We start from the raw sequence: 16,334 nt of genomic DNA on the forward strand, positions 1-16,334 counted from the left end.
GCAATAGACCGTAACAGATTCCGGCTATTACCGTCGTAGCGGCGAAAATCTTTCACGCGGCAGCGATTGATCCATGACACATCAGCGCGTGCCGACCAGGGCATTCCGATAACTTTCCGAAGCAACCCTCGGATAGGCAACCGATGAGCGACTGGTCGGGCAACCAAATCATCTTGTGCAGCAGCTAATTTCAAGCTACAGGGCGTCCAGTCCGCGCCGGAACAATGAACTCGGCGGAAACTCAGGCCGCCGAAGTCACCCGATACACGTCGTACACGCCCTCGACATTCCGGACCACATTCAGCAGGTGGCCAAGGTGTTTCGGATCGCCCATCTCGAAGGTGAACTTACTGATAGCCACTCGATCGCCATGGGTCGCAACCGAGGCCGACAGAATATTCACCTTCTCGTCGGCCAGCACCTTCGTAACATCCGACAGCAAACGGGTGCGGTCCAATGCCTCGATCTGAATCGCCACCAGGAACACCGACGACGGCGACGGCGCCCAAGCCACCTCGATGATGCGCTCGGACTGTTCGCGCAGCGAACCGGCGTTGGTGCAATCGGTGCGGTGCACGCTCACCGCACCGCCGCGGGTCACGAATCCCATGATCTCGTCGCCGGGCACCGGGGTGCAGCACTTGGCCAGCTTGGCCACCGTCCCCGGCGCGCCCGGAATCAGCACGCCGGCATCCCCGGTGACGCGCTGACGGTTCGGCGTCGTCGACGGGGTCGACCGCTCGGCCAGCTCGTTTTCCACGTCACCGATGCCGCCGAGCTGGGCCATCAACCGCTGCACCACATGATGCGCGGACACCTGATGCTCACCGACCGCGGTGTAGAGGCTGGAGATATCGGTGTAGTGCAGTTCGTGCGCGACGGCGGTCATCGCGTCGACGCTCATCAACCGCTGCAGCGGCAGCCCGACCCGGCGGACCTCCTTGGAGATCTGATCCTTGCCGTTCTCCAGCGCCTCCTCGCGGCGCTCCTTGGCGAACCACTGCCGGATCTTGGCCTTGGCGCGCGGGGACACCACGAAGTTCTGCCAGTCCCGGCTCGGCCCTGCGTTCTGCGCCTTCGAGGTGAAAACCTCGACGACCTCACCGTTTTCGAGCTGCCGCTCCAGCGCGACCAGCCTGCCGTTCACCCGCGCGCCGATGCATTTGTGCCCGACCTCGGTGTGCACCGCGTAGGCGAAATCGACCGGTGTCGATTTCTGCGGCAGCGTGATCACATCGCCCTTCGGCGTGAATACGAAGATCTCGGGCGACTTCAGGTCGAAGCGCAGGGACTCCAGGAATTCCGCCGGGTCGGCGGCCTCCCGCTGCCAGTCGAGCAGCTGGCGCATCCACGCCATATCGTCGACCTCGGCGGTGTCATTGGAGTGCTTGCCCCTGGTCTCCTTGTAGCGCCAGTGCGCGGCAATGCCGAATTCGGCGGTGCGGTGCATGTCCTGGGTGCGGATCTGCACCTCGAGCGGCTTGCCGTCCGGCCCGACGACGGTGGTGTGCAGCGACTGGTAGACGCCGTAGCGCGGCTGGGCGATGTAGTCCTTGAACCGGCCCGCCATCGGCTGCCACAGCGAATGCACCACGCCGACCGCCGCGTAGCAGTCGCGCACCTCGTCGCAGAGGATGCGGATGCCGACCAGGTCGTGGATGTCGTCGAAGTCCTTACCCTTGACGATCATCTTCTGATAGATCGACCAGTAGTGCTTGGGACGACCCTCGACGGTCGCGTTGATCCGCGACGCCAGCAGGGTGTTCACGATTTCGGCGCGCACCTTCGCCAGGTAGGTGTCGCGGGACGGCGCGCGATCGGCGACCAGGCGGACGATCTCGTCGTACTTCTTCGGGTGCAGGATCGCGAAGGCCAGATCCTCCAGCTCCCACTTGACGGTCGCCATGCCGAGGCGGTGCGCCAGCGGCGCGATCACCTCCAGCGTCTCCTTGGCCTTCTTCGCCTGCTTCTCCGGCGGCAGGAAGCGCATGGTGCGCATGTTGTGCAGCCGGTCTGCCACCTTGATCACCAGCACGCGCGGGTCGCGGGCCATCGCGATGATCATCTTGCGGATGGTCTCGGCCTCCGCGGCCGCGCCGAGGTTGACCTTGTCCAGCTTGGTGACGCCGTCGACCAGGTGCGCCACCTCGGCGCCGAAATCAAGGGTGAGCTGTTCCAGCGAGTAGCCGGTGTCCTCGACGGTGTCGTGCAGCAGGGCCGCGACCAGCGTCGTCGTGTCCATACCCAGTTCGGCCAGGATATTGGCGACCGCGAGCGGGTGGGTGATGTACGGGTCGCCGGATTTGCGGAACTGGTGCTTGTGCCGTTCGTCGGCGACGTCGAACGCGCGCTGCAGCAGCGTGAGATTCGCCTTCGGATACAGCTCGCGGTGCACCGTCGCCAGCGGCTCCAGCACCGGTTTGACCGCCGCGATACCGCGCTGACCGGTCATCCTGCGGGCAAGCCTGGCCCGGACCCGCCGCGACGCGGAGGTCGGGACCGCGGCCGCGGCGCCGGACTGCCTGACCTGCGGGGTACTCGGCGCCGACGGATCCGCACCCGAGGTGGGCTGCGCACCGTTCGACTGCGGGGCTCCGGCCGATTGCTCGACATTCGCCTCGCCCAAGTGCTGAGTCATGCCACCACCTCTCACTGCGACGGTCGGATCACCCTATCCGACCGCTGCAACCGCCAATCCCAACTCTAGTCCCGGTCCGACGCGGACGTCTTTCGCCAGCTCGTCCGAGCATCAACCCGTCGCATCCGCGAAATCATCCCGGAATACGCCCGTCGAATCGCCGGGCCGTGCCGAGTCGACAACGAACGGCGACGGTGATCGGTTTCGCGGTTCAGCGCACGGCGGGCGGCGCCGCGGCCAACTGGGCGGCGACGGGCACGGTGGCCTGGGTGGACCGCATGGAGACGCCGTCGGCCGACGGTGCGGGCGGCGCGCCGAGCAGGTCGAGGATCGTCGGGGTGAGATCGACGAGGGTATGCCGGGCGCTGGTGCTGCCCGGGGTGAAGTCGGGACCGCGCGCGATGACGAAATTCGTTGTCTCGTCGTCGGTTTGGCCGCCGTGGCCGCCCTCGGGGCGGTGTCCGTGATCGGCCGTCACCAGAACCGTCCAGCGCTCGGCCGGATTGGCGGCGGCGCGTGCGTCGACGGCGGCGATCATCCGGCCGACGTGCTCGTCGACCCGGCAGACGGCCTCCAGATAGTCCTCGGACGCGCCGCCGCTGCGGTGGCCGGCCCGGTCGACCTGATCCAGGTGGGTGAAGAGGAAATCGGGGGCGAACCGGGTGATGGCGGTGACGACGCCGTCGGTGGTCTCCGTGTCGAGGCTGATCTCTTTGGGGTCGTGCGGGCATTCGGGCGTCGCCATCACGACGTCGGCGCGCCGGTCTCCGCTGGCGGCCATCAGGGCGAGCTTGTCCCAGCTGGTGATCGACCTGGTCCTGATATTCGGGTCGTGTTGTTCGAGCTGGGAGAACACCGTCGGATAGCGGGTGAAGGGTGTGGCGTCGAACTCGTTGTCCTTGATGCCGTGCTTGGTATCCCATACGCCGGTGAGCACGGTGGCCCAGGACGGACCGGAGATGGTGGTGTGCGGGGCGATCGAACCGCGGGAGAGCAGTCCGGCGGCGCAGAGCCGGAACAGATTCCTGGCGCGAACCTGTTCCGCCTTATGCCACATCAGGCCGTCGATGCCGATGAGCAGGACCTTCGTGGCGCCGGGTCGGGTGGCGTCCGCCGCGGCGCGGGCGGTACCCGGAAGGACCGTTGCGGCCGTGGCGGCAACGGCCGACGCGAGCAGTTGCCTGCGGTTCATGATTGAACCATGCGGGCATTCGCGCAGGTCCGAAAGGGTGGCGCGCGAGTGTTCATGGATGTTTCACCGGTCGCGCCATCGCTCGTTGCCTCGCTGAACGGCGGCTGAACTTTCCATAGCCAATAGCTATTCATACAGGTCACAGCCGTATAGCCGATCGGTTAAGGAATATCCGTTGACAGCACCGCCGTCGCCGTGCCGGACTGTGCGCATGTCATCGGACAATGCCGGGTCCGCGATCCGGATCGCCGCCGTCGCCGATCTGCATCTGCGCACCGCGGTGGCAGGCCGCTTCCGCCCGGCCTTCCTGCGTCTGGCCGAATATGCCGACATCCTTTTGCTGGCAGGCGATCTCACCGAGGGCGGGACGCTGCGGCAGGCGGATCTGCTGTGCGCCGAGATCGCGGACCTGCCGGTGCCGGTGGTCGGCGTACTCGGCAACCACGACCACGATCGGCGGCTCGGCTACCGGATCGCCACCATGCTCGGCGGAATCGGCGTGCACATGCTGGACGGCGCGGCCGTCACGCTGCCGGTGCGCGGCACCGTCGTCGGCATCGCGGGCGTGCAGGGTGGCGGCGGCGGATTTCCCGGCTACCCGGGAACACCCGACGATGGCAGCCTCGAGCATCGGGCCAGGATGCGGCGCGGACCGGTCGACGCCGGGCGGCTGCACCAGGCCCTGGAAACCCTCGACTGCGAAATACGCGTCGCGCTGACGCATTTCGCGCCGAGCCTGGACACCATCGTCGGTGAACCGCCGAAGATCTATCCCGGACTCGGCTGCCGGGAGTTGGGCGATGCCGTCGACGCGGGCGGCGCGGTGCTCGCGATCCACGGACACGCGCACGCCGGAACGGAATTCGGCGTCACCGCGGGCGGAGTTCCGGTGCGCAACGTGGCTTATCCGGTGCTGCGGCGGGAGTACGCGGTGTACGAGGTGCGCGCGGGCGGACAGGTTACCGTCACCCCATGATGGTTGCCCGTTCACTGCTGCTGTTCGCGCTGGCCGCACTCGCCGAGATCGGCGGTGCCTGGCTGGTGTGGCAGGGCTGGCGCGAGCATCGCGGCGTCGTGTGGATCGCGGCGGGCATCGTCGCGCTCGGCGCGTACGGATTCGTCGCGACCTTCCAGCAGGACCCCAACTTCGGCCGGATTCTGGCGGCTTACGGCGGTGTGTTCGTCGCGGGCTCGCTGGCCTGGGGCATGGTCGTCGACAAATTCCATCCGGACCGGTGGGACTACCTCGGCGCGGCCATCTGCCTCGTCGGCGTCGCCATCATCATGTACGCGCCGCGCGGTTGATCGTGAACCGCGGCTTTCAGTCGTCGGACTCGAAGGCCCAGACGACGGCGGGGCGGCCGGTCGCTTTGGTGCGGCGGCGTTCGGCGGTGCGGTGCAGGCCCGGGATGGCGGAGAGGGTGCGGTTGAGGTTGGCGGGGTCCGGCCGGACGCCGAGCAGGGAGGTAGTCAGGTCGACGGCGCGGGTGGCGGGGAATTCGGCGCCGGTGAGCGCGCGGGTGAAGGTCACGTCCTTCCAGAGCAGGCGGGCGAGCAGTCCGCGCGCCGCCTCGACGATACGGTTGTGATCGAAGGCGAGCTCCGGCAGCTTGTCGAACGAAACCCATTGTGCCGGAGCATCATTCGGGCCGACCACGGCCCACATGGCGATGGACAGCGTCGGGCCGCGCGGATCGCGATTCGGTTCGTCGAAGGTGATCAGCTGCCCGACCGCGCCGATCGCCGCCTCCGGCACACCGAGTTTCGCGTGCACCGCGCGCCGCGCCGCCACCGCCAACCGCTCCCCCGCCCGAGCAGCACACCGGGCAGCGCGAGCCGCCCCGCGAACGGATCCCATTCGCGCGGCGCGATTCCGATGGTCACCGCGGTATCGTCGGGCCAACACCGCAGCGCAACCACGTCCACCGAGACAACCGATTGCTCCACGACGCCATATCCTGCCCGAGCGGCCCAACCGGTTCGGATCTCGGGTGGCCGCGACCCTTCCCGCGCGATTCTTCACGCGGCCATTGGCATCCGATGGGGCGAACGGTTCGAGCGGTCCGGGCCGTCGGCGGTGAGGACCACCGGAACGCCGAGCTCGCGTTCGAACCATGGGATGGGATCGGCGGGCAGCTCCGTCAGAATCGGTTGGGCATCGCTGACCAGTGCGGTCAGCCGCCCCTGATACGAGAGGTCCCGCCACGTTCCGGGTGCCAGCCGATCCAGAACACCATCAGAAGTGAGGTAACCGACTGCCGCACACCGTGTTCCGGGCGCGTCCAGATGGTTGACCACCAGCCCGTCGATGCCGCCGCACACCTCGATTGCGTACCACAGCAACACCGGATCCAGGTGACCGAGCCGGAACGCACCCTGATACGGCCCGAACATGTTGTGCGACTCCGGAATTGCGAGCGCCGGATCCTCGGTGGGGAACGGGCCAGCGCCGTGACGGGTCATATACGTGCGGGTGACGCCGAGGACACGGCCACGCGCGCCGATCGACGCCAGCATCGCGTGGACATGGCGCGGTTCCACCGTGGACCAGGTGGTGTGCGGATGGAAGCCGCGCCACTCGTCGAGCAGCACGCCCTGTGCCCCTTCGAAAATCAGGCGGCCGCGGCGCGCGAGGTCCGCGAACAGCCGATCGTCCGCGAATTCGACCGCGGCGGCGAACTCCCGGTACATATCGACCAGGTCGTCGATCGGCTCGTAGCGGTGCGGGCCCGGCGCGATCAGCGGGCCGTAATGCGCGGCCAGCTCACGCAGCTTGGCGCGCAGGATATCCGGGCGCAGGCAGTCCGCCACCCGCGGCGCATCGTGTTCGAGTGCGTACCAGGCCGTTTCGCCGATGCCACGCCCGCATGAACCGTGCCGCGAAGCACCCCGCGCATCCTCGCGGGCCCGGTTGGCGGCGATGTGGATCGGCGTGGTGAGCAGCGCCCGCCCGTCGATGCGCAACAGTGACAACGGATCTCGCACGCCCAGCGCGGCCAGCGCGCGCACCTCGCCCGCCAGCGCGATCGGCTCGACCAGCATGTGCCGCGAAAGCAGCGTCGGCACACCGGAAAACGTGCCGGAGCCGAATTGCGCGAAGGTATGGTGCCGGCCGCGGGCGAGCACGTTGTGCGCTGCCTGCGCCCCGCCGTTGAAGCGCACCACCGCGCTGACCTCGAGCCCGGCCTCCGGGGCGCACAACCAGTCGACCGTCGCGCCCTTTCCGGCATCGCCGAAACCGAGATCGACGACGATGAGGTGATCGTCGAACATCTTGCGCCCCTTACCTTTCCGAGACTGGACCGAGTCGGCGGGCCCGATCGCGCGCCGACCCGATACCGGATCCGGTGATCAGTCGCCGGGCAGTGCCCGCGGACCGTGCGCCGCGAGCGCCTTGCCCACCGACGCCGCCTCCAGATCCGAGCCGACGTCGCACAGGTCGGCGAGACCGGTGTGCAGGTCCACCGCGGCCTCCTCCAAACCGATTGTCAGCGCGATCAATTCGCAGACCGCATCCGGATCGTCGAGCTTCATGAAGCGCTGTCCGAGCAGCGCGCGCCAGTGGTCGGCGATCTCCGGATCGTCGAAGTAGCTGGACTGGTTGGGCAGGATGAAGTACACGTGCCAGCGTTCGGCGAGTTCGCGGTAGATCGATTCGACCGAAATGTTGCGCGCCACATGGTCGCCGATCACATCGCGGATGTGCCGCGCCGCCAGCCCCGGCTTGTTCAGCTCGTCGCCGATCAGGAACAGGTAGCCGCGCTTGCGGCGCTTCTCCCATGCGTCGGTCACCACGTGGGTGGCCATGAAATACGCTGCCAGCTCATAGCTTTCGGACTTCTGGCCGCCGCCGTTGCCCTCCAGGAAGATATTGCGCAGCTGTTCGTCCATCCGGTTGTCGGATTCGAACTGCCCGATCTGCAGCGGCACCCGGTCGCTGTCGGCATCGCCGATGGCGCCGAAGAGGATCTGCGGATCCTCGGCATATCCCTTGCGCTGCAACAGTCCATGCAATTTGCCGAGCTTGTCCTGCATGATGCGGGGCACCCGCCCCATCGATCCGGTGACGTCGAACAGCACCGCGATCGGCAGCGAATTGCCGTGCTCGGCCGAATCCCGGCTCTCCCGGGCGGCGACCCCCAGCGGATCGAGCGTGGGATGCGCCCGCCAGTTCGTATGCGGTTCGGACCGCATACGCGCGGTGTATCCGAAATCGTCGAGCCCCCGACTGGCACGGTAGGTCTTGGCCGCGCGATACGCGCCGTCATCCCAGTGTCCGTAACCCATTGTGGATCACTTCCTCTCGTGAACTAGTTTTAGTGTAGATAACCAAAACTAATTCCGTCAAGGATCCGGCAACGGATCCAACCTGACTCAGCGGCCCTCGGTACGCTCGCGCAGCGCCGCCTTCTTCGCGCGGTTGCCGCAGGTGCCCATCGAACACCAGCGGCGGCTGCCCGGGCGGGAGGTGTCGAGGAACAGTGCGTGACAGTCCGCGCCCGCGCAGATACGGATGCGGTCGGCGTGCTCGGAAGTGGCCAGTTCCAATGCATCTCGCGCGATCAGCACCAGGGTGGCGGACACCGGATCTTCGGCGATCCAGCTCAATTGCCCGTTCGACAGCTGCGGTGCGGGCGGTGCGCCGAGCGCCGAGTTGTTGAGTATCCGGCGGGCCGAGCCCGGGCAGGCATCGGCTCCCGCACCCGAGCGCGCGGCCTCGATGAGCGCATAGGCCGCCTCGCGTACGGCGCGCGCCTCGGTGAGGGCGGCGGCCGTGGGCGGAGCGATCCGACCGGCCCGGATCGGGCCACACTGCCGCACCCAGGCCGCCAGCGCGGCGGGATCGGACAGTTCGTCGACCGCCGTCGCCGTTCCCCGATACCGCAGCGTGCGCACGAAGTCGAGGCTGATCCGGCCCGCGCCCTGCCGGAATCGCGGGGTGGACGAACTTGGCGCGCTTGATTTTTCGGCAGCAGTCGGCACGGCGCCCAGTCTATCGAAGAACCGGTTTTACTGGTACCTTCATGAACCAGTCAAACTGGTTCTCTTCGTGAGGTACGCATGTCCATACCCGCCTCGGCATCGCCCGGGCCGAAACGCGCCGTCATCCTGCTGCTCGCCCTCGCCTGCGGCGTCATGGTGGCCGATGTCTACTTCCCGCAGGCGCTCGCGCCGCTCATCGCGACCGATCTGCACATCGATCCGCGGACCGCGGCGCTGGTGGTCACGGCGACCCAAATCGGTTACGCCATCGGCATATTCCTGCTCGTCCCGCTGGGCGACCGGTTGCCGTACCGTTCGCTGCTCACCGCGCTGCCACTGCTCACCTGCGCCGGGCTGCTGGTCGCCGCGGCGGCGCCGACGGCCGCGGTCTTGCTGCCCGCGGCCGCGCTCGTCGGGGTCACCACCGTCGTCCCGCAGCTGATCATCCCGATGGCGGCGGGATTGGTGGACCCGCAGCGGCGCGGCGCGATCACCGGCACGCTGCTGAGCGGGCTGATCGCCGGAATCCTGCTGGCCCGCACCTTCTCCGGCGCCATCGGCGAATGGGCGGGCTGGCGCGTACCGTATGTCGTTGCGGCCGTGGTGATTCTGCTGCTCACCCTGATGCTGCGCCGGGTGGTGCCTGCGAACGACCCGGCGTCGCGGCTGAAATACCCGGTGCTGGTGCGGCAGTCGCTGCGGCTGCTCGGCACCGAACCCGAACTGCGCCGCTCCGCGTTCTACCAGTTCACCGTCTTCGGCGCGTTCAGCGCCGCGTGGACGAGCCTGGCGCTTTACCTGACGGGTCCGGAATATCGTTTGGGCACAAGCGTTGTCGGGCTGATCGCGCTGGTCGGCGCGGGCAGCGTCTTCGTGACCCCGCGCGCTGGCCGCCTCTCCGACCGGCGCGGCAGCGACCGGGTGAGCCTGCTGGCCTTCCTCGGCGTATTGCTCTCGGCCGCGATCCTGTGGACCGGTGGACTACACGGTGTGGCGGGCATCGCCGGACTCGCCGCGGGCATGCTGCTGCTCGATATCGCGACACAGGCTGGCCAGGTCGCGAATCAGGCGCGAATCTTCGCGCTGGCGCCCGAGATTCGCAGCCGCCTTAACACCGCCTATATGACGTGCGCCTTCCTCGGCGGCAGCCTGGGTTCCTGGCTCGGCGTCCAGGTGTACGACGCGTTCGGCTGGAGCGGCGTCTGCGCGCTGGTCGCCATGGCCGCCATCGCGGCGCTGATCCGCCATGCCGCGCACACGCTTTCGCGCATACCGGGCAACCCGGCGCCGCGGACCGTTCCGGCGTCCGGAAGCACGGCGGGCGAACCGATCGACGCCTGACCGGATCTTGTCATTTTTTGTCCCGAAAACTCTTGGTGAGCACGGATTTCCGGATTACGGTCGGCGTATTCGACGAATCATCCACGACACGGGGAAACCGAGATGGTGAACGACGCGCAACGCGCCGCCGCACAGAACTTCCGCAATCTGCATGCCGAGGGCGTTTTCGTCCTGCCCAACGCCTGGGACGCGCTGAGCGCGGCCGTCATCGCCGAGGCGGGAGCGCCCGCCATAGCCACCACCAGTGCGGGCGCCTCCTGGGCGCTCGGCCGCACCGACGGTGAACGATTGAGCCGTGAGGATATGGTCGCCCTGATCCGCCGCATCACGTCCGTGGTATCGGTACCGGTTACGGCGGATATCGAAAGTGGCTACGGCCCAACGCCATCCGATGTCGCGGCGACCATAGCGGCCGTTGTCGACGCCGGAGCCGTCGGGGTCAATCTGGAGGATTCGCTGGCGCCGGGCGGTCCGCTGCACGAACCGGCCGCGCAGGCGGAGCGGCTGCGCGCGGCACGCACCGCCGCCGCGGCGGCCGGACTGCCGGAATTGGTCGTCAACGCGCGCACCGACGTCTATCTGTTCGGCATCGGCGCGGAAGCCGGTCGCTTCGACGATGTGCTTGCCAGGTCCATCGCCTATGCGGAGGCGGGCGCGGACAGCCTGTTCGTCCCCGGTCTGCTCGACCTGCCGACGCTCACCGCGCTGGCCGAAAAGTCGCCGCTGCCGATCAACGTGATGACCGGGCCGGGCGGACCGAGTGTCGCCGAGCTCGCGGCGGCGGGTGTGCGCCGGGTCAGCGTCGGATCGGCGCTGACCCAGGCGGCCTACGCGCGGGCGGCCGAGGCGGCCCGCGAATTGCTCGAGAAGGGCACGTATTCGGCGCTGGCCGACGGACCCGACTTCGGCGCCGTGCAGGGGCTGCTGCGCAGTTGAGCCGGGCCTAAACTGCTGGTGTGGACCCGTTGACGCGGATCAGGGAGATCTGTCTGGCGCTGCCGGAGAGCAGTGAGCGGCTCAGCCACGGCGTGCCGACCTTCTTCGTCCGCACCAAAACCACCTTCACCATGTTCACCGGCGGGCATTACGACGAGCCGGGCCCCACTATCTGGTGTCCGGCGCCGCCCGGTGTCCAGGCCGATTTGATCGACGCCGAGCCGGAGCGTTTCTATCGGCCCCCGTATGTCGGGCACCGCGGTTGGCTCGGCATCCGCCTCGACGTCGATCCGGACTGGGTCGAGTTGGCCGCGATCGTCCGCGACGCTTACCGGGTGGTGGCGCCGAAGAAGCTCGCGGCTTTACTCGACTGAATTACTTCGTCTCGCAGGCGATTCCGTCGCCGTCGCGATCGAGACCGGCCCGGTAGCCCGGGTCGAATATCAGCGCGCCAAGGTCTCCTCGATCCCTTCCGAGGTCAGCTCCAGATAGCGGGTGACCCCGATATCGGCGAGGAACCGTGGATCGTGGCTCACCACGATCAGCGCGCCCTCGAATCCGGCCAGCGCCTGGGTGAGATGGTCCAGGCTCGGCAGGTCGAGATTGTTGGTCGGTTCGTCGAGCAAGAGCAGTTTCGGTGCGGGATCCGACAGCAGCAGCATGGCCAGCGCCGCACGCAGCCGCTCACCGCCGGACAGCGCCGACGCCTCGACATCGGCGTCGGAGCCGCGAAACAGAAAGCGCGCCAACCGCGCCCGGATCCGCTCCGGTTCTGCATGCGGCGCGGCCGCGGCCACATTCTCGAATACCGACCGCCGCTCGTCGAAGATGTCGAGCCGCTGCGGCAGCATCCGCCACGGCACCTGCGGCCCTGCCGCCGCGATCCAGCGCAGGAGTGTCGTCTTCCCGACACCGTTGCGGCCGGTGAGCGCGATCCGCTCCGGACCGGCGACCCGCAACGAAACCGTTGGGCCACAGGCCAGTTCGACATCGTCCAATTCGATCACCGCCTGCCCCGGATACAGCCGGGTATCCGGCAGGTCGACCCGGATCTCCCGGTCGTCACGCACCAGCTCCTGCGCCTGCTGCAAATGCTCCTTCGCCGTGTCGAGCTTCTCGATATGGTTGTTGCGCAGCTTGCCCGCCGACACCTGGGCCTGCCGTTTGCGTTCGGCCATAATGATTTTCGGTTCACGCTTGGTGTCCCACATCTTCTGCCCGTACCGCTGCCTGCGATCCAGTTTGATCCGCGCCTCCACCAATTCCCGTGCCTGCCTGCGCACATCGCCGCGGGCGTCGCGTACGGCCGCCCGCGCCGCCTCCTGCTCGGCCGCGACGATCCGCTCGTATGCGCTGAAATTGCCGCCGAACAATCGGATTTCGCCCTGCCGCAGCTCGGCGATGGTGTCCATCAGGTCCAGCAGCTCGCGGTCGTGGCTCACCGTGAGCACGGTGCCGGAGAATTGACCCACCACTTCGTAGAGCCGTTGTCGCGCAACCCGATCCAGGTTGTTGGTGGGCTCGTCGAGCAGCAGCGCATCGGGTTCGCGCAGCAGTTCGGCCACCAGGCCGAGCAGCGTCGTCTCGCCGCCGGAGAGGGTTTCCAGCCTGCGATCCAGCTGCTCGGCCGAATCGGCAACGTAGTGCAGGCCGAGCCGCCCGAGCAGTGCGAGCGCCCGTTCTTCGACATCCCAGCCGCTGCCGACGATCTCGAAATCGGCATCGTCGCCGATGCCTGATTCGATGCGGTGCAACGCCTTTCGAATCCCGTCGATGCCGAGCACCGCGTCGACGCGCTGACCGGGCGCCAGCCCGAGGTCCTGGCGCAGATAACCGAGCCGCCCCGGTGTCGTGATCGAGCCGCGCATGGGCGTCAGCTCGCCCGCGATCAACCGCAGCAGCGTCGATTTACCGGCGCCGTTGCTACCGACCAACCCGATCTGACCGGGCCCGAGAATCGTTGCGAGACCATCGAATACGGATGTGCCGTCCGGCCACGCGAAGGTGAGATCGGAAATAGAGATATTCGCCATGTGAACTCCACAGAGGTTGCGACGGAACGCGGCGCGCGAACAGCGGGCCGCCCGAATGGCTACCTCACAGGAACAATGGCGTAACTCCGATCAACGGCAATAAGACCGCAATAGGTTAACCACAACCCTGCCGTGAACGCCAGTGATTAATGGATCACAGTCCCGCCGACGCCCCTATCACCGCGCCGATCTCGGCGGGCAGCGGATACGGCCGTTCGGCGGGCAGCAATGCCGCCGCCGTCACGAGTTCACCGTCGGCGACACATCGCCCGATCCGGTGCGCGGTCGCGGTGATATCGCGAATGCCGGTGATCCACCGGTCCACATACTGTTCGACCGCGACCCCGCCCAGCCCGATCTGCACCGAGCGATGCGGCAACGGCCGATGGTGCAGATCCCGCTCCGGATCCCATTGGATGCGGACCGGGCTGCGCCCGAGCCGCGCCTGCCATTCGTCATGATCCGAATACACTTCGGGCGCAAAGTGACTCAGGCATGCGTGCCGCAACGCCCATTCGAATCCGGTGCGGGTGAGGGTCACCGCCAGCACCCGTTCCTGCCCGGGCTTATTCGCCCAGCCGCACCGGTACATCATCCAGCGGAAGGAGGGTTTGATCCACGTCATCCGCTCCCGCTTGAACGGTGCGACGAAGGTGCCCGCCGCCAGCGCGGCGTCCGCGATACCTGGCGCATACGCCTGGTAAACGGTGACCGTTTCGTCGTCGTACGCCGCTCGTATCTGCCGCAGTGGCGTCTCGGAGTCCATCGGACGATATTGCGGCACACCGCTATTCGACGGCAATCCCCCGATTCCGGGGATGGGGCCTACACCTTGACGATGGAGGTGAGCGGGTAGTCGCCCTGGTTGGCCCGGCCGCCGAGGAATTCGAGTTCGAGAACGACTGCGGCGGAGATGATTTCGGCGCCGGCCTGGCGGAAGAGTTCGGCGGCCGCGGCGAGGGTGCCGCCGGTGGCGAGGACGTCGTCGAGCAGCAGGATGCGACGGCCGCGCAGTTCGACACCGTCGCCGGGGATCTCCAGGGCGGCGGTGCCGTATTCGAGGCTGTATTCGCGCTTGAGCACGGGCGGGGGTAGCTTGCCCGCCTTGCGCACGGCCAGCACGCCGGTGCCCAGGGTGGCGGCCACGCCCGCGCCTAGCAGGAAGCCGCGGGCGTCGACACCGGCCACCAGGTCGGCGTCGGGCGCGCAGGCGGCCAGGCAATCGACAACGGCCCGGAAACCCTCGGAATCGGCGAATACCGGGGTGAGATCCGCGAAGCGGACGCCGGGCGACGGGAAATCGTCGCGCCAACGGGTGAGGCGCTCGACCTGTTCGGCGGCCTTCGCCACCCGCTCGGCGGCCAATTCGCTGGACTCGATCGCCGCGTGCTTACTCATCGACACCTCTCCATGGTCACATTCACCCACATCACCTGTCACCGCTTCAGCACCCAGCGATCCATATTCCACCCGGTGCCCGCCTGGGTGGCCCCGGCGATACCGTTCTGCATACCGCTGCCGAAGGCGATGGTGCGCGGCGTGGCGAACAGGGGAATGCTCGGCATGTCGGCCCACAGCAGGTTCTCGGCCTCGGTGAGCAGATTCAGCGTGTTGGTCGAGTTGTCATCGGCCGCAAGCTGATCGGTGATCGCATCGTAACGGCCGTTGCCGTACCGGCCGAAATCGAGCCCGCTACCGGTGCGCAACGCGCTCGTGGCCGCGACGCCGGACAGCGATCCGGCCGGGCCCGGCCGCGATGCGGTACCGGCCAGCACCGCGTCGACTTTGCCCTCGGTGAGCTGGGTGGGTGTGAAATCCGTTGCGCCCGCGTCCACCACGGTGATTCCGGCCGCCTTGCAGGCGTCGGCGATCATCGCGACGGTCTGGGTGCGCCGCTCGTCGGGCTTCGTATATCCGACGCGCACAGTGATATTCGGCGAACCCGCCGCCTTCAATGCCGCGGCCGCGGCGGGCGCGTCACCGCCGCGGTACTTGCCCGCCGCGCCGGTGGTCGCCCCGTAGAAGAGCGAATCCTGTTGGGTGATGCGAGAGTTCAGCGGGCCGGCGCCGAGCCCGGTCTTCGGGGCGTCCTTGGCCTTGCCCAGCTTGTCGAACAGGTCCTGCCGCGGCGTGCACAGCGCGAAGGCGCGGCGCGCGTCGGCCGGTCCGAATACCCCGCCGGTGGCCAGTATCAGCTGCTCGGCGCCGCGGCCCGGCACCGTCTGCGTCGAAAAGCCGTCCAGGTTCAGATCTTTCACCGATCCGCCGCCGATATCGACAACGCCGACGGCATTGTCGGACACCTTCTTCTTGATGTCGGCGGTCTTCGGGAACACCACGATGCGCCCGGTGAGCGGCTTGTTGCCCCACCAGCGCTCGTTGGCGACCAGCACCAAACCGTCCTTGTCGCTGAAGGATTCGATGCGGTAGGGACCCGAGGACGGGAACCGGCTCATATCGAGCGAACCGGATCCGATGGTCCAGCCGCTGTTCCAGAAGTCGGCCAGCCGCTGCAGCGCACCCGGATCGCCGGATTGCAGCGCCGCCGACACATTCGGCACATTCGCCACCCGCGCGGCGACGTGCGCGGGCATCATCTCCCCCGCGGTGAACAGGTTGCGCCACGGCAGGTAGTGGCGGTCCGGGCGGAACACCACCGTCGCGTCCTTGGACCCCGGCTGACAATCCACCCGCTCGATATCGGCGTATCCGGCCGTGCTCGCCGCGTCGAACAGCGGGATCGGGCCGCGGTCACCGGGTTTGGTGAACCGCCCGCTGCGCGCGGCCCAGGCCAGCACCAGATCGTCGCAGGTGGTCTTCACCCCGTCGGAGTACACCCCGTCCGGGTTGAGCCGGTACTGGATGGTCTGCGCCTCCCCCGGCACCTCCTTGGCGGTGCCGACATCGGTGTCGGCCACCTGCTGACCATCCGGCCCGGTGTAGAAGAACCCGGTGAGCACCCGCGCGAACACCGCGGACGCGCCGCTGCTCGCGCCGAGCGTGGTACCGCCGTTATAGCTGGCGATCACCGCGTCGACGGCGTACCCGATCGATGGCACCTGATTCTTGCTGCCACAGCCTGTCATGAGCCCGGCGGCAAGGGCGCTGGCGGCCAATGCCCCGATCAGTCGCACCGACGTACCCGGCCTACGCATGAATTCCTTTGCCTCCGAGTTGAATCGCGTCGTTCAGTGATAACCGGCCGCGGGGT

The 16,334-nt window shown here is 67.7% G+C and carries 15 protein-coding genes and 1 pseudogene; 5 read left to right on the plus strand and 11 right to left on the minus strand.

Going from position 1 to position 16,334, the window contains the following annotated elements:
- Positions 1-241: 241 nt before the first annotated feature.
- A complete protein-coding gene (locus F5544_RS28485) occupies positions 242-2,638 on the minus strand; it encodes a RelA/SpoT family protein (RefSeq protein ID WP_167476037.1) in 2,397 nt (798 codons plus the stop codon).
- Between the two features lie 211 nt (positions 2,639-2,849).
- Complete coding sequence (locus tag F5544_RS28490) at positions 2,850-3,830, minus strand: alkaline phosphatase family protein (protein WP_167476038.1); 981 nt, start codon at positions 3,828-3,830, stop codon at positions 2,850-2,852.
- A 211-nt stretch (positions 3,831-4,041) separates the two neighbouring features.
- On the opposite strand from F5544_RS28490, the gene F5544_RS28495 reads away from it, so the two are divergent.
- Positions 4,042-4,806: a metallophosphoesterase family protein gene (locus F5544_RS28495; RefSeq protein WP_167476039.1), complete on the plus strand. Its 765-nt coding sequence runs from the start codon at positions 4,042-4,044 to the stop codon at positions 4,804-4,806.
- A complete protein-coding gene (locus F5544_RS28500) occupies positions 4,803-5,135 on the plus strand; it encodes a YnfA family protein (protein ID WP_167476040.1) in 333 nt (110 codons plus the stop codon). Before F5544_RS28495 ends, F5544_RS28500 begins: the two co-directional genes overlap by 4 nt.
- A gap of 16 nt (positions 5,136-5,151) precedes the next feature.
- On the opposite strand, the pseudogene F5544_RS28505 reads toward F5544_RS28500, so the two are convergent.
- The 4 genes and pseudogenes from F5544_RS28505 to F5544_RS28520 all read right to left on the minus strand — a co-directional run bounded on the left by F5544_RS28505 (position 5,152) and on the right by F5544_RS28520 (position 8,813).
- Positions 5,152-5,777: pseudogene (locus F5544_RS28505) on the minus strand (NUDIX hydrolase).
- A gap of 72 nt (positions 5,778-5,849) precedes the next feature.
- Positions 5,850-7,103: an adenylosuccinate synthetase gene (locus F5544_RS28510; protein WP_167476041.1), complete on the minus strand. Its 1,254-nt coding sequence runs from the start codon at positions 7,101-7,103 to the stop codon at positions 5,850-5,852.
- Between the two features lie 78 nt (positions 7,104-7,181).
- Complete coding sequence (locus tag F5544_RS28515) at positions 7,182-8,117, minus strand: hypothetical protein (RefSeq protein ID WP_167476042.1); 936 nt, start codon at positions 8,115-8,117, stop codon at positions 7,182-7,184.
- Positions 8,118-8,204: 87 nt separating this feature from the next.
- A complete protein-coding gene (locus tag F5544_RS28520) occupies positions 8,205-8,813 on the minus strand; it encodes a CGNR zinc finger domain-containing protein (RefSeq protein WP_167476043.1) in 609 nt (202 codons plus the stop codon).
- Between the two features lie 78 nt (positions 8,814-8,891).
- On the opposite strand from F5544_RS28520, the gene F5544_RS28525 reads away from it, so the two are divergent.
- From F5544_RS28525 to F5544_RS28535, 3 genes are all read left to right on the plus strand, one after another.
- Positions 8,892-10,154, plus strand: coding sequence for an MFS transporter (locus F5544_RS28525; protein WP_167476044.1), 1,263 nt, complete (start codon positions 8,892-8,894; stop codon positions 10,152-10,154).
- Positions 10,155-10,256: 102 nt separating this feature from the next.
- Positions 10,257-11,090, plus strand: a complete 834-nt coding sequence (locus F5544_RS28530; RefSeq protein ID WP_167476045.1) for an isocitrate lyase/PEP mutase family protein — start codon at positions 10,257-10,259, stop codon at positions 11,088-11,090.
- A gap of 20 nt (positions 11,091-11,110) precedes the next feature.
- On the plus strand, positions 11,111-11,464 hold the full coding sequence (locus tag F5544_RS28535) for an MmcQ/YjbR family DNA-binding protein (RefSeq protein ID WP_167476046.1): 354 nt from the start codon (positions 11,111-11,113) through the stop codon (positions 11,462-11,464).
- A gap of 1 nt (position 11,465) precedes the next feature.
- Here F5544_RS28535 and F5544_RS47615 read toward each other — a convergent pair whose 3' ends face one another.
- The 5 genes from F5544_RS47615 to F5544_RS28555 form a co-directional block, all read right to left on the minus strand.
- Positions 11,466-11,537: an excalibur calcium-binding domain-containing protein gene (locus F5544_RS47615; RefSeq protein WP_428847186.1), complete on the minus strand. Its 72-nt coding sequence runs from the start codon at positions 11,535-11,537 to the stop codon at positions 11,466-11,468.
- On the minus strand, positions 11,534-13,123 hold the full coding sequence (locus F5544_RS28540) for an ATP-binding cassette domain-containing protein (protein ID WP_167476047.1): 1,590 nt from the start codon (positions 13,121-13,123) through the stop codon (positions 11,534-11,536). Before F5544_RS28540 ends, F5544_RS47615 begins: the two co-directional genes overlap by 4 nt.
- 154 nt (positions 13,124-13,277) lie before the next feature.
- Positions 13,278-13,889, minus strand: a complete 612-nt coding sequence (locus F5544_RS28545; RefSeq protein WP_167476048.1) for a DUF4291 domain-containing protein — start codon at positions 13,887-13,889, stop codon at positions 13,278-13,280.
- A 59-nt stretch (positions 13,890-13,948) separates the two neighbouring features.
- The gene (locus F5544_RS28550) at positions 13,949-14,521 is read right to left on the minus strand and encodes an adenine phosphoribosyltransferase (RefSeq protein WP_167476049.1); all 573 of its coding nucleotides are present in this window, start codon (positions 14,519-14,521) and stop codon (positions 13,949-13,951) included.
- A 38-nt stretch (positions 14,522-14,559) separates the two neighbouring features.
- Positions 14,560-16,278, minus strand: coding sequence for an ABC transporter substrate-binding protein (locus F5544_RS28555; protein ID WP_167476050.1), 1,719 nt, complete (start codon positions 16,276-16,278; stop codon positions 14,560-14,562).
- Positions 16,279-16,334 lie beyond the last annotated feature (56 nt).

The organism is Nocardia arthritidis (assembly GCF_011801145.1).
Taxonomy (GTDB): Bacteria; Actinomycetota; Actinomycetes; order Mycobacteriales; family Mycobacteriaceae; genus Nocardia; species Nocardia arthritidis_A.

Coding starts and splice junctions, on each gene's coding strand:
- F5544_RS28530 (WP_167476045.1), top strand. CDS start 10,257: ATGGTGAACGACGCGCAACGCGCCGCCGCACAGAACTTCCGCAATCTG.
- F5544_RS28545 (WP_167476048.1), bottom strand. CDS start 13,889: ATGGACTCCGAGACGCCACTGCGGCAGATACGAGCGGCGTACGACGAC.
- F5544_RS28515 (WP_167476042.1), bottom strand. CDS start 8,117: ATGGGTTACGGACACTGGGATGACGGCGCGTATCGCGCGGCCAAGACC.
- F5544_RS28525 (WP_167476044.1), top strand. CDS start 8,892: ATGTCCATACCCGCCTCGGCATCGCCCGGGCCGAAACGCGCCGTCATC.
- F5544_RS28540 (WP_167476047.1), bottom strand. CDS start 13,123: ATGGCGAATATCTCTATTTCCGATCTCACCTTCGCGTGGCCGGACGGC.
- F5544_RS28555 (WP_167476050.1), bottom strand. CDS start 16,278: ATGCGTAGGCCGGGTACGTCGGTGCGACTGATCGGGGCATTGGCCGCC.
- F5544_RS28510 (WP_167476041.1), bottom strand. CDS start 7,103: ATGTTCGACGATCACCTCATCGTCGTCGATCTCGGTTTCGGCGATGCC.
- F5544_RS28495 (WP_167476039.1), top strand. CDS start 4,042: ATGTCATCGGACAATGCCGGGTCCGCGATCCGGATCGCCGCCGTCGCC.
- F5544_RS28490 (WP_167476038.1), bottom strand. CDS start 3,830: ATGAACCGCAGGCAACTGCTCGCGTCGGCCGTTGCCGCCACGGCCGCA.
- F5544_RS28485 (WP_167476037.1), bottom strand. CDS start 2,638: ATGACTCAGCACTTGGGCGAGGCGAATGTCGAGCAATCGGCCGGAGCC.
- F5544_RS28500 (WP_167476040.1), top strand. CDS start 4,803: ATGATGGTTGCCCGTTCACTGCTGCTGTTCGCGCTGGCCGCACTCGCC.
- F5544_RS28550 (WP_167476049.1), bottom strand. CDS start 14,521: ATGAGTAAGCACGCGGCGATCGAGTCCAGCGAATTGGCCGCCGAGCGG.